This window comes from Sphingomonas sp. SAFR-052, from assembly GCF_051965015.1.
Lineage (GTDB): Bacteria > Pseudomonadota > Alphaproteobacteria > Sphingomonadales > Sphingomonadaceae > Sphingomonas.
This window is the reverse complement of sequence record NZ_JBQCMO010000003.1, coordinates 1-23,776: the sequence shown is the minus strand read 5'-3', so window position 1 is coordinate 23,776 and position 23,776 is coordinate 1. Positions and strand designations below refer to the sequence as shown.

The 23,776-nt window shown below is 62.0% G+C and carries 24 protein-coding genes and 3 pseudogenes; 11 read left to right on the top strand and 16 right to left on the bottom strand.

Translation table 11 applies throughout. The features are described from left to right. Positions 1-391: 391 nt before the first annotated feature. Complete coding sequence (locus ACTHQV_RS05865) at positions 392-988, bottom strand: hypothetical protein (protein ID WP_440488929.1); 597 nt, start codon at positions 986-988, stop codon at positions 392-394. Between the two features lie 11 nt (positions 989-999). Here ACTHQV_RS05865 and ACTHQV_RS05860 point away from each other — a divergent pair, with 11 nt between their 5' ends. The 3 genes from ACTHQV_RS05860 to ACTHQV_RS05850 are packed head-to-tail and all read left to right on the top strand — an operon-like array spanning position 1,000 to position 2,965. After that, positions 1,000-1,590 carry a toll/interleukin-1 receptor domain-containing protein gene (locus tag ACTHQV_RS05860; RefSeq protein ID WP_440488927.1) on the top strand — a complete coding sequence of 197 codons (591 nt, stop codon included), beginning with the start codon at positions 1,000-1,002 and terminating at the stop codon, positions 1,588-1,590. Positions 1,591-1,626: 36 nt separating this feature from the next. Further along, positions 1,627-1,998, top strand: coding sequence for a TIR domain-containing protein (locus ACTHQV_RS05855; protein ID WP_440488925.1), 372 nt, complete (start codon positions 1,627-1,629; stop codon positions 1,996-1,998). 13 nt (positions 1,999-2,011) lie between these two features. Next, positions 2,012-2,965 carry a caspase family protein gene (locus tag ACTHQV_RS05850; protein WP_440488924.1) on the top strand — a complete coding sequence of 318 codons (954 nt, stop codon included), beginning with the start codon at positions 2,012-2,014 and terminating at the stop codon, positions 2,963-2,965. 35 nt (positions 2,966-3,000) lie between these two features. Here ACTHQV_RS05850 and ACTHQV_RS05845 read toward each other — a convergent pair whose 3' ends face one another. From ACTHQV_RS05845 to ACTHQV_RS05835, 3 genes are read right to left on the bottom strand one after another with little or no spacing between them, the layout of a single operon-like run. Then, positions 3,001-4,044 carry a ComEC/Rec2 family competence protein gene (locus ACTHQV_RS05845; RefSeq protein WP_440488922.1) on the bottom strand — a complete coding sequence of 348 codons (1,044 nt, stop codon included), beginning with the start codon at positions 4,042-4,044 and terminating at the stop codon, positions 3,001-3,003. A gap of 49 nt (positions 4,045-4,093) precedes the next feature. Then, positions 4,094-5,245 (bottom strand): S8 family peptidase, encoded by a 1,152-nt coding sequence (locus tag ACTHQV_RS05840; RefSeq protein WP_440488921.1) that lies wholly within the window; start codon positions 5,243-5,245, stop codon positions 4,094-4,096. Between the two features lie 31 nt (positions 5,246-5,276). Further along, positions 5,277-6,329: a patatin-like phospholipase family protein gene (locus ACTHQV_RS05835; protein WP_440488919.1), complete on the bottom strand. Its 1,053-nt coding sequence runs from the start codon at positions 6,327-6,329 to the stop codon at positions 5,277-5,279. Positions 6,330-6,703: 374 nt separating this feature from the next. Here ACTHQV_RS05835 and ACTHQV_RS05830 point away from each other — a divergent pair, with 374 nt between their 5' ends. The 4 genes and pseudogenes from ACTHQV_RS05830 (at position 6,704) to ACTHQV_RS05815 (ending at position 9,999) form a co-directional block, all read left to right on the top strand. Continuing rightward, the gene (locus ACTHQV_RS05830) at positions 6,704-7,117 is read left to right on the top strand and encodes a TIR domain-containing protein (RefSeq protein ID WP_440488918.1); all 414 of its coding nucleotides are present in this window, start codon (positions 6,704-6,706) and stop codon (positions 7,115-7,117) included. A 27-nt stretch (positions 7,118-7,144) separates the two neighbouring features. Beyond that, the gene (locus ACTHQV_RS05825; RefSeq protein WP_440488917.1) at positions 7,145-8,098 is read left to right on the top strand and encodes a caspase family protein; all 954 of its coding nucleotides are present in this window, start codon (positions 7,145-7,147) and stop codon (positions 8,096-8,098) included. A 608-nt stretch (positions 8,099-8,706) separates the two neighbouring features. Next, positions 8,707-9,117 (top strand): DUF4383 domain-containing protein, encoded by a 411-nt coding sequence (locus ACTHQV_RS05820; RefSeq protein ID WP_440488915.1) that lies wholly within the window; start codon positions 8,707-8,709, stop codon positions 9,115-9,117. A gap of 23 nt (positions 9,118-9,140) precedes the next feature. Continuing rightward, positions 9,141-9,999: pseudogene (locus tag ACTHQV_RS05815) on the top strand (glucose 1-dehydrogenase). A gap of 565 nt (positions 10,000-10,564) precedes the next feature. On the opposite strand, the gene ACTHQV_RS05810 reads toward ACTHQV_RS05815, so the two are convergent. Then, positions 10,565-11,074, bottom strand: a complete 510-nt coding sequence (locus ACTHQV_RS05810; protein ID WP_440488914.1) for a MucR family transcriptional regulator — start codon at positions 11,072-11,074, stop codon at positions 10,565-10,567. 303 nt (positions 11,075-11,377) lie between these two features. Between ACTHQV_RS05810 and ACTHQV_RS05805 the strand changes: the two are divergent. Then, positions 11,378-11,467 (top strand): annotated as a pseudogene (locus tag ACTHQV_RS05805) (IS5 family transposase); the annotation flags it as partial. Between the two features lie 713 nt (positions 11,468-12,180). Here ACTHQV_RS05805 and ACTHQV_RS05800 read toward each other — a convergent pair. The 9 genes from ACTHQV_RS05800 to ACTHQV_RS05760 all read right to left on the bottom strand — a co-directional run bounded on the left by ACTHQV_RS05800 (position 12,181) and on the right by ACTHQV_RS05760 (position 18,538). Next, positions 12,181-12,432: a hypothetical protein gene (locus tag ACTHQV_RS05800; RefSeq protein WP_440488912.1), complete on the bottom strand. Its 252-nt coding sequence runs from the start codon at positions 12,430-12,432 to the stop codon at positions 12,181-12,183. A gap of 21 nt (positions 12,433-12,453) precedes the next feature. After that, entirely contained in the window at positions 12,454-14,064 is a 1,611-nt protein-coding gene (tnpC, locus tag ACTHQV_RS05795; RefSeq protein WP_440488911.1) for an IS66 family transposase, read from the bottom strand. Between the two features lie 59 nt (positions 14,065-14,123). Beyond that, positions 14,124-14,471 carry an IS66 family insertion sequence element accessory protein TnpB gene (tnpB, locus tag ACTHQV_RS05790; RefSeq protein WP_440488910.1) on the bottom strand — a complete coding sequence of 116 codons (348 nt, stop codon included), beginning with the start codon at positions 14,469-14,471 and terminating at the stop codon, positions 14,124-14,126. Then, positions 14,468-14,761, bottom strand: a complete 294-nt coding sequence (locus ACTHQV_RS05785; RefSeq protein WP_440488909.1) for a transposase — start codon at positions 14,759-14,761, stop codon at positions 14,468-14,470. Before ACTHQV_RS05785 ends, tnpB begins: the two co-directional genes overlap by 4 nt. A gap of 88 nt (positions 14,762-14,849) precedes the next feature. Further along, positions 14,850-15,143 carry a hypothetical protein gene (locus ACTHQV_RS05780; protein WP_440488908.1) on the bottom strand — a complete coding sequence of 98 codons (294 nt, stop codon included), beginning with the start codon at positions 15,141-15,143 and terminating at the stop codon, positions 14,850-14,852. Between the two features lie 166 nt (positions 15,144-15,309). Continuing rightward, a complete protein-coding gene (locus ACTHQV_RS05775; RefSeq protein ID WP_440489389.1) occupies positions 15,310-15,870 on the bottom strand; it encodes a recombinase family protein in 561 nt (186 codons plus the stop codon). A 122-nt stretch (positions 15,871-15,992) separates the two neighbouring features. Beyond that, positions 15,993-16,325, bottom strand: coding sequence for a hypothetical protein (locus ACTHQV_RS05770; protein WP_440488906.1), 333 nt, complete (start codon positions 16,323-16,325; stop codon positions 15,993-15,995). Positions 16,326-16,367: 42 nt separating this feature from the next. After that, a complete protein-coding gene (locus ACTHQV_RS05765) occupies positions 16,368-16,892 on the bottom strand; it encodes a hypothetical protein (RefSeq protein WP_440488905.1) in 525 nt (174 codons plus the stop codon). Between the two features lie 2 nt (positions 16,893-16,894). Next, positions 16,895-18,538, bottom strand: coding sequence for a hypothetical protein (locus ACTHQV_RS05760; protein WP_440488904.1), 1,644 nt, complete (start codon positions 18,536-18,538; stop codon positions 16,895-16,897). 449 nt (positions 18,539-18,987) lie between these two features. Between ACTHQV_RS05760 and ACTHQV_RS05755 the strand changes: the two genes are divergently transcribed. The 3 genes from ACTHQV_RS05755 (at position 18,988) to ACTHQV_RS05745 (ending at position 22,216) form a co-directional block, all read left to right on the top strand. Beyond that, entirely contained in the window at positions 18,988-19,836 is an 849-nt protein-coding gene (locus ACTHQV_RS05755; protein ID WP_440488902.1) for a glycoside hydrolase family 19 protein, read from the top strand. A 46-nt stretch (positions 19,837-19,882) separates the two neighbouring features. Next, positions 19,883-21,379, top strand: a complete 1,497-nt coding sequence (locus ACTHQV_RS05750; protein WP_440488900.1) for a pYEATS domain-containing protein — start codon at positions 19,883-19,885, stop codon at positions 21,377-21,379. Positions 21,380-21,898: 519 nt separating this feature from the next. Continuing rightward, entirely contained in the window at positions 21,899-22,216 is a 318-nt protein-coding gene (locus ACTHQV_RS05745; protein WP_440488899.1) for an IS110 family transposase, read from the top strand. Here the strand turns inward: ACTHQV_RS05745 and ACTHQV_RS05740 are convergent. Together ACTHQV_RS05740 and ACTHQV_RS05735 are read right to left on the bottom strand one after the other, a co-directional pair. Continuing rightward, positions 22,157-23,117: pseudogene (locus ACTHQV_RS05740) on the bottom strand (IS481 family transposase). The gene ACTHQV_RS05745 and the pseudogene ACTHQV_RS05740 overlap by 60 nt on opposite strands. A 402-nt stretch (positions 23,118-23,519) precedes the next feature. Continuing rightward, positions 23,520-23,776, bottom strand: a 257-nt coding sequence (locus ACTHQV_RS05735) for a hypothetical protein (RefSeq protein ID WP_440488898.1), incomplete at its 5' end; no start/stop codon positions are given.

Genomic DNA, 23,776 nt, shown 5'->3' with positions numbered 1-23,776 from the left:
TGCCGGTAACTTGAGCCGGACGTTGATTGGCCTGTACGATGGTGAGCGATATGCCGGGCGGGTGGCCACTAGCTAATTGTGGTTCCGCGAATGGAACAGGCGAGACTGGCGGTCCTTGTGGGTATCGACAAATACGAGGCGCACGATACGCTGCCTGACCGACGCGGGAGCGGTCGCGGACCCCCTGTCCATCAATCGCGACCGGTTCCCGAACTTCACCTGCGAACTCCTGACTTCTGATTCCACGCGAGTCACCCTCGCAGCCCTGCGGAAGCGTCCAGATCAGGCCGTCCTCGCCAACGTGCATCTGATCGGTCGGCGACTTCCCATCGATGAAGCGCCATGCCGTAGCGCCAGATGCCAGGACTGAACACCTAGGCTCTGTCAGCGCTCAGAAGCGTGAGATCGCGCGTGTGATTGGCTGGAGGTGAACGACGCTCCGTCCGATCGTGCGAGCATGAGTAACGATGTCGGCGGTGCCGCCCGACCCATGTGCGCCCTCCCCGTCCCAGACTGCTAGCAAAATCTCGCATTCGTCGGCGACGCGGATCCCCGCCGCTAAGAACGCGGCTTCGTCGTCTTCTGCCGGAGGCATGCGCTCCACCTTCGCGGCCGACAACAGATGCCGGTAAGCGGTAAGCGTTTCGCCTTCGAAGTAGGTCTCGTAATTGTCTATTGGAATAACTGCAGTGAGGTCACCCCCAAGGCGCAGCACCTCCTCGGCGAAGACCTGGTCCGCACCGCGCGCTAAGGACGACAGTCCTCGAAGAGGCGCCTTTCCACGCTCTAACTCATGGCCGATACTGGCGCGTACCCAATCCCAATCAATGCCCTCGCGCTCCTGGTGCCCGGTTATGCCAAAAATCACCGTAACTTCCTTTCTTTGTAGCCTACCATAACCTTCGTCGATCGAGAAATTGCCTAGCCAGTCGAGCTCCCCTTGCGGGAAATGACCATCTTCAACGCCACCTCGGTCGAGTGGTGCCATCGCCATTCGCCGTGGAAGAACGCGCGATCTTGCAGCGTATCGGACTTATCTCGAAACAAGGCTATTGCGCACATGCTGCAGCTGTCCGATCAACAAGCGGCACCAAGCATGGCGGGGCGACCTTGAAAATCTTCCTATCACACCAAAAAGCCGACTCCGAGCTTACCGCGCGTATCGCAGCACGCCTGAAGATTAATCATGGCCTCGACTGCTACCTCGACTCGATCGATCCATACGTCAGCGGATCGGTGGAACGCCTCGCTGACCACATCCGAAGCGAGATGGGCAAGTGCACGCAGCTGCTGGCGGTCGTCTCGCCATCCACCGCAAACTCACAGTGGGTGCCCTGGGAAATTGGCATGGCGACCGAGAAGGACTTCCCACTCGCGACCTTCTCGGGCGGCAACGCCCTGCCACCCGAATTCCTTCGTAAGTGGCCCTACCTGCGCACCGACGCCGACCTGGACAAGTATGCGGCGGCCACAAAGTCGGCCCGGCAGACATTCACGCGCAAACGCAACATCGGCATCAACGAAACCGCGTCGACCCACGACGCGACGCGTGAGTTCTTCACGACGCTCCGCGCGTCGCTGGGGCAATAACGCAGCGAGATTGAAGCTACCGAGAGAGGAAGACCGATGGCTGACAAGAAGACAATCTTCGTCGCGTTCCCGATCGAGGACGAGGACATGCGAGATCTGCTGCGTGGACAGGCCATCAACGCTAGTACGCCATTCGAGTACATCGACATGTCGGTGCGCGAGGCGTACGACTCTGGTTGGAAGGACAAGGTTCGCACGCGGATCCGCCGGTCGCACGGCGTGATTGCACTTATCACAAAGAACTCGACCACGTCTTCTGGCCAGAAGTGGGAGGTCGAATGTGCCAAGGAGGAGGGCAAGCCGATCCTCGCGATATGGCCCAAGTCCGACGACCGTACATCGTTTCCCGGACTGACCGCGAAGCCGTGGTCGCACCCGATCATCGCCACCTTCATCGACTCGCTCTAAACCGGAGCCCCGCATGACACGCAAGGCGCTCATCGTCGGCATCGACCACTACGACGCCGTTCAGCCGCTGCACGGCTGCGTCAACGACGCCCATGCGGTGAGGGCCGTGCTGGACCGCCACGCCGATGGTACAACGAATTTCGACACGCGGATCGTCACTGGGACAGGTCCGGCGGATGCCGTGGGACGAGCGCAGCTCAAAGAGGCTATACGCGAGCTTTTCGGCGGCAAGGAGGACACCGTTCTTCTTTACTTCGCAGGGCACGGGCACGTGGAAGCAACTGGCGGCTACCTGTGCGCCAGCGACAGCCGGTCGGGCGACGACGGCATCCCGCTGTCCGAGATCCTAACGCTCGCCAACAAGTCACGCACGGGCAACAAGGTCATCATCCTCGACAGTTGCCACTCCGGCGTCGCGGGCACCAGTCCCGACACCGGTAGCGCCATCCTCGCCGAAGGGATGACGATCCTGACGGCGTCGGCTGCCGACCAGTACGCGACCGAGGCCGACGGCAGCGGAACGTTCACGAACCTTTTGATCGACGCGCTCAACGGTGCCGCCAGCAACCTGGTCGGCGACGTCACGCCCGGCAGCGTCTACGCGCACATCGACCAGTCGCTCGGGCGATGGGGCCAGCGCCCCATCTTCCGCACCAACGTCGAGAGCTTCGTCTCCCTGCGCAAGGTACAGCCGCCGATCGATCTCGACGTTCTGCGGCGGATCGCCGAGTTCTTCCCATCCCCCGCTCACGCCTTCGCGCTCGACCCCTCCTACGAGCCCGAAGGACCGTGCCCTGACGAGACCAACAACAAGGTCTTCGCCATCCTGCAGAAGTTCAACCGCGTGAACCTGCTGGTGCCGGTCGACGCGCCGCATATGTACCACGCGGCCATGGAGTCGAAGTCCTGCAAGCTGACCGTGCTGGGCGAGCACTACCGTCGGCTTGTCGAGAAGGGGCGGATCTAGGAAGCAGCAGACTGTGCCGTTCGTCGTCCACCGCCCTAGACGTCGACCTCGAGCGTCCCCTGCGGGTCCCCGAAACGGCAGACGTAGTCCCACCGGTTCTTCAGCGCGGCACCGTCCCACGGTCGCGTACGATCGCTCGCGTAGTTGAAGTGCAGCTCGCGCGGGCCGGGCGGCGCGAAGGCGAGCATCCGGGCGATCGCCTCCGGATCGGGATGGCGGTGGCGGGTCCCGTCAGTCGAGATCGCGAACCGGCGGCAGTCGAGGAGCTCGACGACCTCCCGCGTCACATTGGCGCGACTGCCATGGTGCGAGACCTTGAACAGGTCGACGCGGAGGCGACCGCCCTCCGCCCTCGCCAGCGGCGCGATCGACCGGACAAGGGTATCGGGATGGGCGTCGCCGGCGAGCAGCACGCGCCGACCCTTATGCTCAACAAGCAGCGCTATGCTGGAGCCATTAGGCACCTCGGCGTCGGTCTTGCCGGGTGCCGCCAAAACCTCGACGTCGAGCGGGTCGGGCATCGGGGCCCGGGACAGCCTGCCCGATCGCGCCAGCTTCACAGGATCGTGGTCGGCGCGCCAATCGGCCCACCTGCGACGCATTGCCTCGACCCCGTCGCCGTCGGGCCCTAGCACAGTGACCTGTAAGCCGGGTATGCCGCCGTCAGCAGGCGCAGTTGCGACCGAGATCAGGCCATTGGCGAAGCCTCCGTTCAGCGGCCAGCCCAGCCTGGCGATCGCGGCGGCGTACCGGTCTCCCTGCGCTATGCTGCGGGCGGCCAAGCCACCCAGAGATTCGAACGAATTGTACCACACCCGCGCCGGGGCGATCGGCGGTTCGGCGTCGCTCAAGTATTTCAGCCCGCCCTCGATGTGGTCGGCGTCGACATGGGTAAGGACCAGCAGCTCGAGCGGCTCACCGGCCTCCCGGATTGCCAACAGCCTCGGCCGCAACGCGGCGTAGGTGAACGTGCGCCCGCCGTCGACGACCGCGTGGCGCAGCGAGCCGGGGTCGCCCCAGCTCAGAAGCAGGCAGTCCCCATCTCCTGCTGGCAGCATCGTCATGCGGAACACGCTCATGCCCTTCCGTGCCTTGACGCGTAGGCCGCGCCAGCCTGCCGAGGTCGATTCATGGTGCCCGGACCAGTCCCTCGCCGACGTCCTCCTGACCGGTGTCGGCCAGCCCCTCGCGGGTGCAACTGGCGACGACCTTCGCGCCGACGTTGAAGGCGCCCGCCGTGCCCCTCGCCGCCACCGACTGCCACCAGAGCGCAGCCACACCGGCAATGTGAGGACACGCCATGCTCGTGCCGCTCAGCGACCGCAGGCCACCGTCGGGCCAGGCCGAGAGGACGTCGACGCCAGGGCCGGACAGCTTGGCGCCGATGTTCGAGAACTCCGCCACCGACAGTCCGCCCACCCCGCGCCCGAGGGCGGCGACGGAGAGCACGTCGTCGGCCGCGGAAGGCAGCGACGCCGCTATCCGGAACTTCGGGTCGACTTGGCGCTCGCTCTCGTTCCCCGACGCAGCGACGACTAGGACGTCCCTGCCGAAAGCCCGTCCGGCCTTCAACTCCGACATCACGGCGTTGAACATGATCAGGTTGGCGCGGTACGCCTCGAGTGCGGTGGAGGTCGCGAGACGAATGGGCCATCCCTGTCCCTCAAGATCCTCCACCAGACCCGGAAAGTCGAACCCAAGCGACATCGAGATCACGTTGGCGCCGCCGGCGCTCGCCCAGTGCATCGCGTCGAACACCATCTCGGAATCGCCCGAGCCGTCGTCGCCGAGCACCTTGCCTATGAGCGCGCGGCGCACGCCCCGCGCCACGCCGATGCGGATCCCCTCCACGTCCTGTCCGAAGATCACGCCTGCACAGTGGGTCCCATGCCCCAGCGCGTCCTGCATCCCCTCCCCGGTGAAGTCGCGCGTTTCTAGCCTGATTCCCTTGAAGGCCGGATGTTCTGCGTAAATCCCGGTGTCCAGCACCGCCACGACGATCCCCGACCCGTCAAAGGCGGACGCGTCCGCGCCGACGGCCGAGATGCCCCAGGGCTCACCCGCCGCGCCCTCGGCCGCCAGCGGCCGGATGAGCCGGGTTGGCATCACCGGGGCCGATGCGACCACCCCGGGATCGCGCGCGAGTTCGGCCTCGTCGGATGCATCGAGCACCTCGGACGAAATCGATGGCGCCGCGCGTTCGGCCGCGCCGAAGCTCTTGGTCGAAAAGCCGTCGCGCCTCCCGACGTCCGGCCTACGCAGGATGACGACCTTCCTCACGGCCGTCCCCCAGCTTGTCTGCCGATGCCGATCACAGCGGCGCGTCGGGGAACGGGAACCCCGTTGCTGCCTGGACCCCGGCATCGTGGTGCGCCCTAACGGCGGCATCGCTAATCGCGTAGCCCCAGTTGGCCAACCGCCGCTGGAGCTCCGGCGGCATCCGCTTGAGCCGCGTTGGCGTCTCGGCCAGCGCCACGCAGGCGCTCCGTGGGCACGCGAGCCGCATCTCGACGCCGTATTCGGCGGGATCAGTCCGTATGCCCCAATAGGCACCGTCCCGGACGCTGTCGATGAACGAGCCGATCAGCTGCCGCTTGCGCAACGCCCGCACCTGACCGTCGACGACGTCGAGGACTCGCTTCGCCTGTTGCGCCCAGTCGCCCGGCGGCGAGGCATCGTCGGAGCTGCGGCCACCGCCGTCGGACACGAGCAGCGTCCGGCAGCGCTTCCAAGCCGTCTCGAGCCCTAGGTTGTCGTAGACGCCGCCGTCGGTGAGGCTGACGTCGCGCCTGAACTCGTCCCCGAGGCCCGGCTCCGACACGTCGAAGTCCGACGGCTCCACGTCGAGGACGTAAGGCGATAGCACAGGCGGGAACGCCGAGGAGGCGGCGACCGCGTCAGCCAGCCTTAACGTCGGCCGCTCGATCGAGCCGACGCGCCAGTCGCGCATGTAGGACTTGGAGAACCGCCAAAGCGAGCCCGATTCGAGGTTTGTCGCATTAATGACGAAACGGGGATCGTCCGGAAGATCCTGGAGTGTCGCCCCTTTGAACAGCACATCGTCGTACACGGCCGCGACTCGCTGACTGACCGTCCCCGGTAGGAACACGCCACCCAGCACCGCCCCGCGGTCGACCGTCCTTGACGCGAGCCGCATCACCGGCGCAGCGACGAGATCGGCAAAGGACCCCCCGGCAACGAGCCGCCCCCAAGCCAGCGCCAGCACGCCCGCCGTAATTGATCCGCCAGACACCGAGGACACCCGCGTCGCTTGCGCTAGTAGACCGAGCTCGTGCAGCCGCCACAGCGCGCCGACATGGAACATCATCGCCCTGTAACCGCCGCCCGAGAGGCAAACGGCCACGCCGTCCGTCGGAGTTCCAACGCCCCGGTCATGCACCGGAGCGCTTACCACGCAAATACCCAACTGGTGACGGTTCCGCACGCCCGGATATCTTGATGGTGCGGGCCGCAGCGCAGCGGCGTGTCGATCGTGGCCATCATTTTATAATAGACCTTTCGTCGATGATTCTTGCAATGGCGTATTTCGCTCTATCCAATCCTATTTGTCGAATGCATGTTGTCGGCCCCGGCGAGCAGTGACACAACCGTCACGGAATAAGTCGGAACATCATTCACGAGCTGCGGTGCCATAGGTGCCAAGTGCGGCGGTTCGGGCGAAAATCTCGGCTCGACCCGGCGTCCGGTAACGTAGCAATTATGTGGGAGCGAGACGAAATGGCGAATCCCAGAGCGTTTATCAGCTTCGACTTTGACCATGACGAGACATCGCGCATGCTCTTCGTCGGTCAGGCCAAGAACTCCAAGACGCCATTTGCTATTCAAGATTGGTCCTCCAAGAGCGCGCTTGCAGAGGCGGAGTGGGAAAAGGTCATCAGCGCCAAAATTGGTAAGTGCAACATGGTCATCGTGCTCGTCGGAAAGACGATGGCTAGCGCGTCTGGCGTCGCGAAGGAGCTGGCGATGGCCAAGCTACAGGACGTTCCGGCTTTCGGAGTCTACGTGGACGGCGCAAGCACCTCGAGCAACTTGCCTGCAGGCCTGCCCCGCAATCGCACCATCGCTTGGAAGTGGGACGACGTCGCTGCCGCAATCACTCAGATGATGGGTGAAGGAAAGAACAAGGTCTAGAGCGTGATCTTGCCGAAGCGAGCGCTGTTGGTCGGCATCGACGAGTACGACAGTCCCGAGGTCAAGAACCTGCGAGCATGCGTCTCTGACACGGTCGACATGCGCGACACCCTCGCGCGGAATGGCGACGGCAGCGTGAACTTTGACTGCAGGATGCTGACAGGTCCCGGGTCATCGAGCGTGACGCGGGCCCACCTCAGGCGAAGATGGCGCGAGCTGTTCGCCGACTTCAGGGGCGACATTCTCTTCTACTTCTCGGGCCACGGGACGCCAGGTGACGTTGGTGGCTACCTCGTCACCCAAGACGCTATCGAGGACGACCCCGGCCTTCCAATGAACGAGCTGATCGATATGGCGAACAAGTCGCCCGCCGCGACCGTGCTGGTGATCCTCGACTGCTGCTACAGCGGCACGGCGGGCAACGTGGACGCCGCGCTAGGCTCGCTCGAGCATAAGGCTGTCCTTCGTGAGGGCGTCACGATACTTGCCGCCTCACGGCCGACGCAGGAAGCGATGGAGGTGGGCGGCCACGGTGTCTTTACCAGACTGGTTCTGGGCGCGCTCCGCGGCGGGGCTGCCGATGTCAGGGGGCGCGTCTCAGCCGCTTCAATCTACGGGTACGTGGAAGCAGCGCTTGGCGCGTGGGGTCAGCGACCCGTCTACAAGTCGCATGCCGGCCACCTGGGCCCCGTGCGGACGAACCTGCCCAAGGTCTCCGACGCCCAGCTTCGCGAACTCGTACAGCACTTCTCGGCAGTTGACGACGTTTATGCGATGGACCCGACCTACGAAGAGACGGAGCCGGTCGCGAACTCCGAACACGTCTTAATTTTCAAAAAGTTCAAGGCATACCAAATAGGAGGCCTACTGTGCCCAACAGAGGGGACGGACCTGTACTGGGCAGCAAAGCGGAGCCAAGGGGCCAAACTGACGGAACTCGGTAAGTTCTATCACGAGCTAGTCGCAACCAACCGGATTTGACCGGGAGTAATGCGTCACGAAAAGTTTTTCGGCGTACAAGCACGGCTAGACCTCGCTTGACCGCGTCTCCCGCCTGGACTCCGGTTGGGGTAGAAACCCTTTTCGAAGATTTTGAAATCTCGGCCTCTTGTGCAAGATGAAGAGTGATCCCTAAACCAAGGCCTAAGCGAGCCCGCATCTACCCAACGCGGGTAGCTTCACGTTTGCGTGCGAAACCCGTTATGTCGCGAGCTCTGCTCGCGGCCATTTGCATAATGACCGAGATGAGAACGCGTAGCTTTCGATCATCAGAGCTGAACGAACGGGCATTTATACCATTTTGGCGCTCCAAAGCAGACAGGCAGCTTCCCACCACTATTCGCCTGTTCCGCAGATGGATCGTAGCGATTACCCGATTGATACGATTGACCGGATCAATGATGCGTTCGCAAACACGCAGGGCCGACGGCGGACGGACGTGATCCCCATTAAGCTAAGGATTTGAGCGCTGTTGAAATTGCATTTTATTCAAACATGTTAACCTTTCGGCTTCTGCCGGAACGACCCGCCGGACGACCCGTTAGCCCATCGACGCGGCATGTGGTCGTAGCGCTTCGAAAGTATAGCAGATGCGGATCAGCAGCTTTGCAGCTTTGTACGGGGTAATCTTTCTTCTGGCAGGCGTCGCCGGTTTCGTGCCGGGCCTGTCGCCCGAACATATCCATCCTGGTGTCGTGGTGACCAGTGCATCGCGCCTCGCGTTCGGAATGTTCCCCGTCAATGTGCTGCACAATTTAGTGCATATCTTGTTCGGCTTGTGGGGCCTGTTGGCGGCACGCAGCGTCGGTAGCGCGCGGCTTTATGCACGGATGGTGGCAATCCTCTATGGCGTGCTGACCATTGCCGGCCTCGTGCCGGTGCTCAATACGCTGTTCGGGCTGGTACCGCTGTACGGTAACGACATCTGGCTGCATGCGTTGCTGGCGATTATTGCCGGCTATTTCGGTTTCGTCCATTGCGACCGCGTCGACGCGCGCTGAATTCTCTTCACGGAGCATATTGCATGACCGACCGCCCCACCCCGCCTTATCCCGAACAGCAGCAATCCATCCCCGGCCAGACCGACGCCATGGACCCGCGCCCTGATCATGGCGAGGACAGTTACAAGGGGTTGGGGGCGCCTTGCCGGAAAAAAGACGATCGTCACCGGTGGTGATAGTGGCATTGGCCGCGCGGTTGCAATTGCCTTTGCCCGGGAAGGGGCGGATGTGCTGATCTCCTATCTAAACGAGCATGAAGATGCTGAGGCCACGCGCCAGTTGGTTGAGGCGGAAGGGCGGCAAGCGGTGCTCGTTGCGGGAGACTTGTCCGATCCGGCGCATTGCCGCGATGTTATCGCGAAAGCGGCAGCGGCGTTCGGTCAGATTGACGTTCTGGTAAATAACGCTGCGCACCAGCGGACCTTCGATAAAATTGAGGACATTCCTGATGAGGAATGGCAGCAGACCTTCGCCACCAACATCCACGCGATGTTCTATCTGTCGAAGGCGGCGCTTTCGCATATGGGCGAAGGGGCGTCGATCATTAACACGACCTCAATCAACGCGCAGGACCCTAGTCCGCAACTGCTCGCCTACGCGACGATCAAGGGCGCGATCAACAACTTCACCTCGGGCTTGGCGCAGATGCTGGCCGATAGAAAGATCCGCGTGAATGCGGTGGCACCAGGGCCGGTGTGGACGCCACTAATCCCGTCGACCATGCCTGAGGAAGCAGTGAAGTCGTTCGGCGAGAACACCCCCCTCGGCCGAGCCGCACAGCCCGCTGAACTGGCACCGCCCTATGTGATGCTGGCTAACGATGAGGCCAGCTACATCACCGGCGCGACGATACCGGTGACCGGAGGGCGGGCGTTCCTCTGACCACAATGGCGCGTATCAGAACTGGTTCAGGCCATGGGTGACCTTTCGAGCCGGAGGCATCTGCGACAGGAGCGATTGTCATGGACATATCAACCACTACCCTGACTGAGCGGCTCGCCCGAACTCTTGCTGGGCTGGACCACAGTGCGAACGCCGCAGGCACAAAATCGTCGGCAGCGACGAGCGTGGACGAAACATGGCATGCCTATACATCGTTCAGGCGGACGCTATCCTGCGTACGATCCGGGAGCCGTCTAAAGCGATGTCCTCCGTCGGCGATGTCGAGACTTGATCTAATATGATCAATGCGGCGGTCACGGAGTCGGAACGAATCTAACGGCGTATCAACTGAACGGCGCTATGTAGGCGGCGGATACGCGAGCGATCATATGACACAACTTATTTAGTGAGTTCTAATTATATAACATTCCACGCCTTACTGGAACGTGGGGTCCATGCTTCGACAAGCGACTATGGTTGTTCTTGGTCGCAAATGGCCCCGCCAGCTGCGAATGCCTGGCGGTGGCCACGACCTGTAAAACACCTACCCTACACCGATCGGCTCTTAAACGTCGGCGGCTTCGGTCTTCTTTGCTCCCCGACGACGCTTTGGCGATTCCACAGTAGTAGTGTCTGCAGGCGCAGACTCGTCTGAGGCGACCTTGGCCTTGCGTCCGAGACCAATCCGCTTGGCCATGTCGCGGCGGCTCTCACTGTACGTCTCAGCGACCATCGGATAGTCGGCCTTTAGGCTATAGCGAGCGCGATACTCGTCCGGCGTAAGGCCGTGCCCGGAAAGGTGGCGGCGAAGCGTCTTGTACGGCTTGCCGTCGATCATGCTGAGGATGTGATCTTTGCTGGAAAGGGATTTTCGAACCGACACGGCCGGCATGTACTCAGGCTCCGCAGGCGTCAAAGAATTATCTTCGGCCGGCGCGCCAAGACCGGTCACCGTTGCATACATTGACTGCAGGAACGCAGGAACGTCGTCTGCTGCTACCCGTGTATTGGAGTTACCCAACCAGGCGATGGTCAGTTCGGTTGCCAGTTCGGTGGCGTTGGTTTCGGTAGTCATTGGATTTTTCCGATATTGGATCGATCGTTGTTCGACGAACAGTTACATATCGAGCAGCTTGATGGAAGCGCTCACACCGGACGGAGTGTGGTCTGCCAGACCATTATTGGCAAGCCGTGGAAAAGCGTAGAATTCCGGATCGCGAACGCTTTGAGCCATTCGGCCTGATAACTACGACCGGTCAGCTCGGCGGCAAAACGGACGGGTCTGCGTGGACAAATACAGCCGTTTGCTTGACGCTGAGGGTCGGAACCCATTGTTGTGCGCGTTGCGATTTGATTCAGGTTCCGCAAGGTGACCGGGATAAGCGACCGGTTTTGGCCGACGGACGAGCAGATCGATCGGCTGCGGCTGAGCTTTCCCAAAAGCCATGGCAAGCCTCCGGCGGATGACTGACGGGTGCCGAGCGGTATCGTCTTCGTCAACCGCAACGGGCCGCGCGTATTAGACACCATTACATACAGATTGGTTCGTCCGGTTTCGTACGCTGCATCGGCTTATCGTATTGCGATATATGCATAATCTGCAGGCAACGGTACGTGGCGCTAATGAAAATTCTCGGCGCCTGCCAAATCGGTGATCTGGAAGCCTGTCGCGATAACCTCCTGGAATCGCTGATGGCATGTGATCCAGTCCTGACAGGCAGTTACGCCCAAATCCTTTGGGACACCTACCAGTGGCTTGCCCCCCGGATTGAGCGAATGAAACACGGGGACGGCATGGTCGCTATAGATGCTTAAGCCAATGGGTCGATCATCGATCGACAACGAGCGCTGGATGGTGAACCCGGATGGGCTGCGTGACGAAAGATCCCGAACTGCCTTGCTGTAGCCCAGTCGGAATACGCGGATGCAAAAAAGGGCTGAGCGTCTCTATTGGGGGCAAAGACGCTCAGCACCAAGGCTTCGGGAGAGGATTGCTCCTTGGGACTGGTTAATCGACGGAAGTTAAGATTGAATGAGCGTTGGGCCGGTATGTTTCAAATAACTTGTCCGATCGCACACTGCGACACGCCCTCCATCACCGACGTCGGTAGTGCGCGTTCAACGTAAGCATCCGGGCAGGGCCGCGTTGCTCTTCGGAAAGCGGCTGCGACGCGCAGTCGTTTACCTTTTGACCCTCCACGTCAGGATGTCGTGAGTTTCGCCAGCAGCATCGCGGACATTCTTCATGATGCTGGTGACGGCCAAGCCTTCCGCCCGCAGAGCTAATTTGGTTTTGGCGAGCAGATGCATGGGGCGGTCAATTCCAGCCAGCCAGAGCGAAACATCGCTGATGGCACCACCCGCCTTTAGATGCGCTACTGCCCAGGCGGTTTGGTCATGCTCGGATTCGCATTGATAAAGTCTGTTGCCCATTTTCGCCCTCTGGTGCTGCGGTCATGCCGCCTGTGCGATGAGCTCCGATTTACACGAATGCCAGTTCCAGGGCAGCAATTCGTCAAGCCGGCCTTGGGGCAGGTCGGCGATACGGGCGAGCACGTCGGCTAGCCAAGCCTGCGGGTCTACGTCGTTGAGCTTTGCAGTGACAATGAGGCTGTACATGAACGCTGCGCGGTCGCCGCCCCGGTCGGAACCCGCGAACAACCATGCTTTCCTTCCGAGCGCCACACCGCGCAGGGCACGTTCTGCGGCATTGTTCGTCAGGCAAATGTGCCCGTCCTCCAGGAAGGCGGTGAAGGCCGGCCAATCCTTCAGTAAATAGTTGCACGCAGCCGCGACCGGGTTGTGGCGCGCCATGGCGGCGCGCTGAGCGCGCAGCCATGTGCCGAGGTCGGTCACCAGCGGCAGGCTCTGTTCCTGACGGACGACATGCCGCTCGGCCGCAGGCTTGCCGAGGATGGCGCGCTCGATGTCGAACAACGCATCGATCCGGAGCACCGCTTCGGCTGCAATGGGTGAGATGACCAGGCTCCCGCGCCTGCGCCGCACCTGACCGGCGACATCGGCCAGTTCGAAAAATTTGCGGCGTGCATGTGCCCAGCACAGTGCCCGGACCATCGGCGCAGGCAGCCGTTCGCCGCGGAATAGCGCATTGTACCCGGCATAGGCGTCAGCCTGCAGGATGCCGGCATATCCTTCCAAGTGCCGAAGCGGATGTTCGGCGCGTCGGTCGCGCGAATAGTGGAATAGCGCCGCCGGTGGTGCCGGCCCGCCATGCGGGCGGTCGTCGCGGACGTAGGTCCACAGCCGTCCGGTATCGGCCTTGCCTTTGGCAAGCACGGGCACCGTGGTGTCATCGCCGTGCAGGCGCCCGGCCCCGAGCACATGGTCCGCGATGAGGCGATGCAGCGGTGCCAGGGCCGCGGCACAGGCACCGACCTGGTCGGCCAGCGTCGACAGGCTGATGTCGACACCCTCACGGGCATACCGCTCGGCCTGCCGGTTCAGCGGCTGATGCTGGCCGAACTTCTCGAACAGCATCTGCGCGAGGAACTGCGGTCCGAACAGGCCGCGCGGCGTGACGTGGAACGGCGCGGGCGGTTGGGTCACGCTCTCGCAGGCGCGACAGGCAAAGCGTTCACGCACTGTCTGCACCACCTTCCAGCGGCGCGGCACGACCACCAGCGTCTCGGTGATATCCTCACCCAGCTTCGAGAGCCGGTCGGACCCGCAGCACGGGCAATGGGCAGGCGCGGCCACGACAACGCGCTCGCGCGGCAGATGGGCGGGCAACGGCTTGCGCGACGGGCGGGCCCTGGTGAACGGCTCGACACTGGTCCCTGCAGCCGCCCGTGCGGCCAGCACCTCCACCTCGCCGGCGGTCGTTTCCAGTTCCTCGAAGCCGAGTTCGAGTTGGTCGACGAGCAGGCGTCCACGCTCGGCACTGCGGCCGAACAATGCCCGGCGCATCTTCTCGTTCTGCAGTTCCAGCAGGGCGATGCGCGCTGCCAGATCGGCGTTGACCGCCTTCGTCCGTGCAGCGTCTGCCTCAGCCAGGGCAAGGGCTGCGCGTAGGCACGAGACATCATCGAAAGGCACTGCCGCCATGCCCGGCAGGATAGCAGAAGACCGGTATCAAGCCACGGTTTTCTGCCGTTTCTGACGCATTATCCCGCTGCGGTGGGGCGCCACGTCATGCGTGGATTGCGCCAGTCTATCGCCTCCAGCAGGCATGCCATCTGCGACGGCGTGATCGCCACCACGCCATCCACTGCCGCAGGCCAGATGAACCGGCCGCGGTCGAGCCGTTTGGCATACAGCGATAGGCCGACGCCGTCGTGCCACAGGATTTTCACCAGATCGCCGCGCCGGCCACGGAAGATGTAGAGGTCGCCGGCATGTGGGTCACGCCGCAGTCCCTGCTGAACCTGCAGCGCCAAGCCGTGCATGCCACGACGCATGTCAGTGTGTCCCGTCGCCATCCAGATTCGCGCACCGCCCGGAATGGCGATCATCGCGCCAGCGCGCCGATTACTGCCGTCACCAGCGCCGGCGACGCCCCCGCCGCGATGCGCACCACCGCACCAGCCAACTCCACCACCACCGCGTCACCTGTCCCGGGTCCGGCCTGTGGTTCTGGCGTCAATGTCACAGCGGCGAAGCCGGACACCGCACGGGTCATTTCCCGGCGCCACCGGTAGATTTGGCTTGCCCGCAAATCCGCCTGCCTCGCGATCTCCGCAACGCTCGCCCCCGGCTCGCACGCCGCCAAGACCAGTGCGCGTTTCTGTTCCGCCGTCCACATCCGGCGCCTCTCTACGCCTGAAATTACTGTCACCTGGGCCATCGCACCGTCGCTAACACCAGTGCAAACACCGGCGCTTGCACCAGTGCTACCTCCAGATCCCGTCAGTTCGAGGCAATGCGGCCTTCACCGAAGGGATACCGTTCAACCAGCGCCGGCGACGATGCTCTGGGCCGTCATGGATCAGGTGACAGCGTTGGCAGAGCGCTGCCAGCTGATCGAAGGCGCTATTGCTCGGATCATGGTTGAGGTGCGCACAAGCCAGCACCACAGGCGTCCAGGCACCATGATCGAGGATGTTCTTGATCGGACGCCGCACCCGCCGACCCTGACCGTTACGCCAGTATTGCCGCTTGCGGTCCCACCAGCGGCCATCGCCCATATGGAACACCCTCTGCCCGTGAGGGCGACCGCAATGCTCGCAGCAGCCCTAAGCACGCACGAAGCGGACATGGTGCGAAATCTGCAACCAGTCGATCGGGTACAGAAAGATGTGCTCCGGACGGATCGGCATCAGGCTGCCCATCCTGACGAGCTCGCCTGACGCATCAAACCAACGCCGCAGCAGTGAGCGCGCGATACAGCGTCGCGTGGTGACACTTGAGCAGCTTGGCAGCCTCCCGGACCGACGTCCCCTCGCTGACCAACCGCTCGCCCAATTTGATCTGATCGGCCGTCAGCTTGGGCGTTCGCCCGAAGCGGACCCCCCGCTCCTTCGCCGCTACCCGGCCGCTGCTGGTACGCTGGTGGATCAGATCGCGTTCGAACTCGGCGATGCCAGCGAATACCGTCAGCACCATGCGTCCTGCCGGCGACGTCGTGTCCGCCCATGGCTCTGCCAGCGAACGCAGCCCAGCGCCGGCAGCTTTCAGCTTCTCGGCAATGTCGAGCAGGTCACGGGTTGAGCGTGCCAGTCGGTCAACCCGCGTCACGACGACCGTGTCATCATGCCGGAGCTGCTCGATCATTTTGGTGAGCTCGGGCCGATCGCGTTTCGCGCCCGACACCTTCTCTTCGAACGTTCGGCGACAGCTAGCCTCTTTTAAAGCCGCGCGTTGCAGCCGCAGATCCTGGTCATCGGTCGAGACGCGGGCGTAGCCAATCAACATGTCGCGAATATGCATCAAAACACAAACGTTTTGCGGCAAACTTTTGCGGCGTCAAAACGCGCGGAAATGCGTTTGTGCGTCAGCTGTCGCAAAACTTAGAAGTTTGACGACAGCCTGGAAGTTTAGGCCGCAGCGATGGCGATCGCTTCGCCGATCAGCGTGTCGATCGCGTCAGACGCCCGGTTCCAGTTGTAAAGCGCCGCGACGCGTTGCCGAAGCTGCTCAATCTCAGCCGCGCTCGGTGGGTCGGCGACCGCTCCAGTCGCGATGATCGTCATGCGGGTATCACGCAGATCGGTCCGCCACGCACTTAGTTGCCGCAGGCGCAGGTCTGCGAGCACTGGATCGAACTGATGCGCGTCAAGCAGTACCGTGAGGGCATCGGTCGCGAAGTTGAGGGCCGCAATCTGCTCCTTAATCCGCTGGAGAGCGAGCGATTTCGAGGTACTTGCCATTTTCGGTAACCTCCATGTCTGTTGCGCGGCACGTTCCGACGATCATTTCACCTCTGTTTCCGTCGGCGCCTTTTCCTTTTCGATCTCCTTGAGCTTCGTGTTTACGCTGCTAAAGAATATGAGGAGTTCCTTGCCGTCGGGTGATCGCGTCTTCCGGAGTTGGTCGAAACCGATGACGACCTTGCCGAGAGAACCGAGTTCGAAGGATGGAGGATTACTGGCGATAGTCTTGACGGATGTGACTGGGGCGAGCGGATCGGCAAGTATTGTAGCGTCTCCCTCGCGGAATAGTGCCAGCTTCTTTGGGAGTGCGGTCTCACCTTGGAACTTCCAGTCCTGCTCGATCTGGTAAGAACTGTCCCGTGCCACTGCGGCCTGCTGCGAAAGTTCGGTCGCGCGCCCGTTAAACGCAGCGCGCTGGACGGCGAACCGGCTCTGCTGGGCGGCGGCGGCGATACTGAGGTTTGTCGCGACGGGAAGCGCTGACGAAGCCAGGGACATGACCTCCGCCGGGCGTCCGCAGGCGCTCACTGCGATCAAAGCTGCAAGGGGGATGATCAAGCGCATAATCACTTCACCGCGATCCCGCCGAGACCGGCGGCTTGGAGGAACTGAGCGACAGTGTCCGGGGTGATCCCACTTTTGCCATAAGCCTGGAGCTGGGCAGCCGCAGGCGCCAACACGGCATACGCCGCCTCGACGACCGCCTTTTCCCGGTCGAGCCAGGGCAAGGTCCGGCTCTTGGTCATGCCGTTGGTCAGCACGGTGGCCGGGATCACCCCACGGTTGACGCTCTCGGAGTAGCGACGCAGCGAATTGCTCAGCCCCGCATCCGTTTTGGTTGCCAACTCGTTCCGCGCCCCGGCCAGTTGGACGGCACGCTGCCGCAGGGCGACCAGACGCAGCTTGCTCAGGCGATCCAGTTCGGCGAGGCGGTCCGCTTCGGTCTTTGCAGTCGCCTGACGCATTCGCACATCGGCAAGAGCGACGAGGACACCCGTAATATCCGGCATCTTGCCCGCGCTGGCCAGACTATACTGCTCCAGCGCGCCGAATATCCGTAGCGCCGCCATCACTCGGCCGGCGGCCTTGGAGGCAGAGACGTCGGTCGGTGCGGCCGCCAACCCGTTGAGCGCGTCGCCGAGTGATGATCCTTGAATGTCGAGGGCGGTGTCGCGCACCAGAGCAAGGACGGCGACCTTGGTGAAATACTTGTCTAGCGCTCCAAGCGCGGCCAGCACGTCATCGGCGGACATGCCCTTTGCCTCCGGCACCGAAGCCTTGAGCGGTGCCGGCTTCGCGCAATTCGGATCGATGTTGTTGCTGGTCAACTTGTTCCAGACGTCCTTAAAGGTATCGGCCTTGAACACCGTGACCGCATCGCCCTTGGCCAGCACGTTCAACGCCGACTGCACAGCAGCAGCATCGGCGCGTACGTCTTGCGTGACGCTTCCGCGGTCGACCTCACACTTATAATATTCGTTGAGACTTTTCATCTGAGCCGCGACCGTCTTGGCGAGTACGTCCTGCGTCTCAAGAAGCAGTGCAATCTCGCGGACCTCGCTGAGTGCCTGCCCTATCATTCCGGCGTTCGACCCTGCCGGGTTTCCCAGAAGCGCCCAGGCGGGGCCTGCCAGAATAGACCGGGACTGGATGCGCGCCTCGTTCGCGGAGATCTCTTTGCAGGTATCGATGATTGCGTCTGACTCGTCAGTGCCTGCGCGCTGGGTGAACGCAACTTGGCCGCTTCCGTCTAAAGCGCAGTAGCTGCCCTTACCGCCCATTTCCTCGAAAATTGAGATCAGAGCAGCTCGGTTTCGAATAAGGCCCGCTCGCTCGATTTCATAGGAATTGAGCTGATGCGCCACGCTGACGAAGTCTACGAAGGCGATCGGTTTGGGCAGCGTCCCTGCAAGCTCCGACCATTCATCGTCGATCTGACTGGCGAGCAGCGTGAACGGATCCTCACCGCGCGCCTTAGCCGTGAGAATCAGCGTTATTAACGCGTCACGCTCGGCGAGCTCGCGCTGAACAAGGAGCGTCTGCTCGCGCGTAAGGGCGTCGACGAGATACGTGCGGTGCGCCTCTAACGCGGAAAGATGTGCCAGTCGCGCCTTATCTAGCTCGTTGGATATGAGCGCTGTGGCCTCTTCTTCGCTGGCACTGTGGAAGCGGACCTGGGCGGCTGCGATACCGCCTTGGAACATCGCCATGCATGCGGCAGCGACCGACCCCCAGCGCAAGAAACGTGTGATCGTCAGACGCCTCATAGCCCCCCCCGGACTCCCCAACAGCTCTAAGAGCTGCCACGAAGCCTCATGAACTTCATGCGAAGCGCAAAGTCAACCGGCTACAATTATTTCCAGCAATCTATAAGACTACATCTTTTAATGATACTCAGGTAAGATATCCTAAACCTACTACGTTTGGAGTATTGCAAGCAAATTCATAAAATGAATAATGCCGTTAATAGCGTAGGTGCTTAGCTATCATGTCTAAAACCATTACTGCGCAACGATGATGATACGGCGATGTTCGGCGCGCTTGGCGTTTCCCTCTTAACCGAGAAAATCCGACGCTGCCCTGCGCCTAATTATATGAGGCGGTCGGCATAGGTGCTGAATGCCCACCGTATCATACCGCAGTGATGATACCTACAGTGATGCGTGACGACTTTGAGGGGGTCGACTCGATGCTAACCATAGATCACCTAAAAAGTATCTTTCCGCGCGCCGACAGCAACACCATTGCTACCTTCGCGGAACAGGCGCCTGATGTCCTGTCGCGCTACGGCATCGATGCTACTCCCAACCGGCTGCATTATTTTTTGGCGCAGATTGGCCACGAGTCGGGTGGCCTGACCGTTGTGGAAGAGAAGCTCAATTATTCTGCGGAACGGTTGATGCAGGTGTTCCCCGGGCGATTCCCAACGCTCGCTAGTACTGCCGGATGCGCCAACAATCCTAAAGCGTTCGCCTGCGTTGTATATGGCAACCGGTTGGGAAACGGCCCCCCGGCTTCGGAGGATGGCTATCGCTATCGCGGACGCGGCTACATTCAAATTACGGGCAAGAACAATTATCGCACAATCGGTGCGATCATTGGTGTGGACTTAGTCACTAATCCCAACCTCGCCGGCAAGCTCGACCATGTATTAGAGGTGGCGTGCGGCTACTGGAAGTATCGCGCTATTAACTCCGCTTGCGACGTCGCTGATTTTGTTAAGACGACGAAACTAGTCAACGGCGGGATCATAGGGATTGATGACCGACGCGCCTGGCTCAACAAGGTGCGTGCCACGCTCGTCAAGCCGCCATTTAAGCAGCCCGAAGCCGCCACGGTGATCGCAGTGCAGCGAGCCCTGCGAGCGCGCGGCTTTACTGACATCGGGGCAGCGGACGGGATCGTGGGCAAGCGAACGGCCGCGGCAATCCATTTGCTGAGACATCGCAACGGAATGCCCGAAGGGCAGATCGACCAAACATTGCTTGATCTCCTGGAGATCTGCTGACATGTTCCCCTTTGGCGATTGGCGCCCCGCGCCCGATCCAAACGCTGTGCCGCGCACTGACGACGCGCGGGAAGATGGTTGGTTCGCGAACGAGACCGAGCGCGCAATCGGCGCGCAGGTATCCTTTGCAGGCACCAGCCTGGTTCTGTTACTGGTGCTGGGCGCGATACTACAGGCATGGAGCCATTTCGTCGGCTGGGCGATCATTACCGCCTGCTGTGCATCGCTGTTCGGCGTCATGCTTGGGCTGCTGTTCGGACTGCCCACGACGCAGCGGATTGAACTTGCGCGCACACCGGATGTGACGCCCGTGATCGCGCCGCCCCCGCCGGCCACACCGTTGTCCGCGACGCCAGCTGGTGAGGCGACAACCGTGGCTTTGGGGACAGCCGCTCCCGCAACTACACCAGTAGCGCCACCCGCACCGGCAGTAATTCCCTACGCTGAAAGCACGAGCCTTGAACAGGTCGCCGACTGGCTGACCAAAATAATCATAGGAATCACCCTGACGCAGTTCGCCAATTGGCAGGAAACGTTTCGCGTACTCGCGATCGACGTCACCGCTAATCTGAACAATAGCGCACCTGCGCTCGCGGCCTGCCGTACCCGTCTTACACGCGCTTTGGGATCGTCGGAAGCGACCGACATTGTCGACCGCTGCGGGCGGCTGAGCGGCGGTGCCATTCCCGGCGGCGTGCTAATACTTACCTTCGCGCTGCTTGGTTTCCTTGTCGCCTATCTATGGATGCGCCGCTATTTCATCATCGAAATGGTGGTAGCGCGTGACATCGCCGCTTCGGTCCTGCGCCAGCGCGAGCAGATTGCCGCGTCGGTCCTTCGTGCACGCGGGCAGAACGAGGAGCAGGTCCAGCTAGTTCGATTGCAGGCGTCTCTGGAACAAGCCCGCGCTGAGGCGGCAGCGAACCTCAGCGCGGCACAAGCAAAAACAGACGCTGCGATCGCCGCCCTTGAGACAGCGCAACTTGCCGCGCAGGACGAAGCACGTGTCGACGTCGCACGTGGTGCCGGCACGTTGCAATTGCGGAACGATGACGGCGATGCGACCGATTACGCGGTGGGCGCGCTGACTCGTGCACAGCAGTTGCTGCCCTCCAACGGGGCCGCGCAGGGCGTGTGCCGCCGACTGATTGAGATCATACATGCGGCGCCTCCGCCCTACCCCGACGACCCCTGGCGCGAGCAGTTTGGGCAGAAGATGGTCGACGAAAGCGCCAACGTCCGTCTGTCCGCAACCGTGGCGGCCCTGCCCTCCAATCCCAACTGCTTCGAGGTGACACTAATGATCGGGCCGCTTGACCTGTCGCGTCCAATGACCTTGTCGGGGCAAAAAGCGCTGTTCTTCCTCCACCCGACTTTCGGCCGCGATCCGCGCTCGGTGGCGTTCGGCCCGGACGGGCGCGCGGTACTGCCGCTAATTGCCTATGGCGCGTTCACCGTCGGCGTTCTGCTGGAAGACGGAACGCGACTAGAATTGAACCTTGCCGAGGTTGATGAAGCACCGGAACTATTCCGCATTAACTAATGATCGTAGTTATCACCTGACGAAAACATAATTTGTGGGTCTTGAGTATCTGAGCAACGGCGTCGTGGTAAGGGTCAGGACTCGTTGATTACAGCTACGAGATGACGGTGGCAGCGTTTGCATCGGCGAAAGCACGAAGCTTGTTGTTAATGCCGCCCCTTCGACAGGCTTATCTGTTGGATGGGGTGTAGCGTCTGTTTGCCTGAGCGGGGTGGCCACCCCGCTCAGGCGGTCGATGTGAGGCCGTTCGACAGGCTGGTCGGCAAAGACCGCTCCTGAGCGGGACCGCATCCGTCTTCCCAAACCCAGAACAGTTGCTTGGGGCCGTTGCGGCCCCCTCTCGACAAGCCTGGGAGACCGGGTCTTGCCACAATCCGACCTGTTTTTCGGCATCGATGTCGCCAAGGACGAACTCGTCTTTCGCCTCCACACTGCCGGTGCCGAATGGCGGGTCGGCAACGGCAAGGCGGGGCCCCCATTTTGTCACGTAAGCTGGCCCGACTGACCGATACCGCCGTTGTGCGGGTCGGTTTCGAGGCATCGGGCGGCTACGAGCGCGGGCTCGCGGTCATGCTCGATCGGCTCAAGCTGACAGCCTACCTCCTTGATCCTGCGCGGGTGCGCAGCTTTGCCCACGCTAACGGGCAGATTGCCAAGACGGACCCGCTCGATGCCGCGGTGATCGCGCGCTGCCTCGCGGGGCTGCACGTGCAACTCACCCCGCATGTTCATGATGCCCAGGCTATCAGGCTCGCCGAACACGTCCGCCTGCGTGACCTAGGTGTTCAGTCCCGGCATCTGGTGGATCGGGTCGACGATGAACCGGTCTGGTTCTGACGTCCAGATCTTGGCGACGTATTCGTAGGGGGTGAGGCCGCTGAGCGTCTTGAGCCGGCGGGCAAAGTTGTAGGCTGCCATGAAGTCGGCGAGGTGCGTCCGAAGCTGGTCGTGGCTCTCGTAGTGGAAGCGTTTGACGGTTGCCTCCTTGATGGTGCGGTTCATCCGTTCGACTTGTCCGTTGGTCCACGGGTGGTTCGGCTTGGTGAGCCGGTGTTCGATGTCGTTTGCCTCGCAGATCATGTCGAAGCGCATCTGGCGCGACCAGGCGGTGTTCCGGTTGCGCGGCTGCTCGGCGAACTGAATGCCATTATCGGTCAGGATCGTGTGTATCCGGTACGGCACGGCCTTCAGCAGGTGTTCGAGGAACTCCCATGCTGTGCGCCTATCGGCCTTGTCGACCAGCTGGGTGACTGCGAACTTGCTGGTGCGGTCAATGCCGACGAACAGATAGAGCTTGCCTTCGGCAGTCTGCACTTCGGCGATATCGATGTGGAAGAAACCAATTGGATAACGCTTGGAGCGCTGACGCTTGGGCTTGTCGCCCTCGACATCCGGTAGCCGTGAGATGCCGTGCCGCTGAAGGCAACGGTGCAGCGCTGACCGGGTCAGGTGCGGTAGCGACGGCTGCAATGCGTAGAGGCAGTCGTCGAGCGGCAGCAGTGTGTGGCGACGGAACGCCACCACCATTGCCTCCTCCGCCTCGGTCAGGGTCGTTGAATGAGGGGCCTTCGGCCCGGTCTTCAGATCCTCGACCGTCGCCCGCTTACGCCACTTCGCGACTGTCTTCGGGTTGATCCGCAGCTCCCGGCTCAGCGTCGCGAGCGAAGCTTGCGACAAGCTGTATTGCTGCTCGGACGGCGTGCGTGGTCGTGGCGCACCCATGACGTACCTGTCCCATGCGGCATCCTTCCATTCCAACGAAAGGATCGCACCATCAAACCGTGGGATCAAACACCTAGCTGTCGCACAGGCGGTCCAGCTCCGCAACCAGCGCGAGAACATCACCGATGCCACCATGCGCCGCCTCAGCGCCGCATAGGTCGCACGCCTTAAAGCGCTGATCCTGCGCCTCGAGAAGTCCATCGCGGCAGTTATGGCCGCCTCCCCGACCCGGCGACCGCGACGCCCCGCTGCGCACCGCACCCGAGGTCGCGCCCATCGTCGCCGCCTACCACTTTGCCCAAATGCCCGAACTGGGACGTCTCTCCAGCCGACAGACCGCCGCCCTCGCCCCTTCGACCGGCAAGACCCGTCGGCAGAAACGATGTTCCGGCGGCCTTCCCACCCTCAGACGATCCCTCTACCTCGCACCGCTCGCCGTCGTCCGCATCGGCAAAGGCCGCCTCGCCGCCACCGCAAAGCCCTGCGCGACGCCGGAAAGCCCTTCAAGCTCGCGATCGTCGCCACCATGCACAAGCTCATCGTAACCCTCAACGCCATTGTCAAACACCACGTCCCTTACCGTGCCGACTGAACACAGTGGACTTGCCTCGGCAAGGTGGAGAGTTCCCTTGAAGTGAAAGGCGAACTCAATGACGAAGCAGCGACGGTTCACGA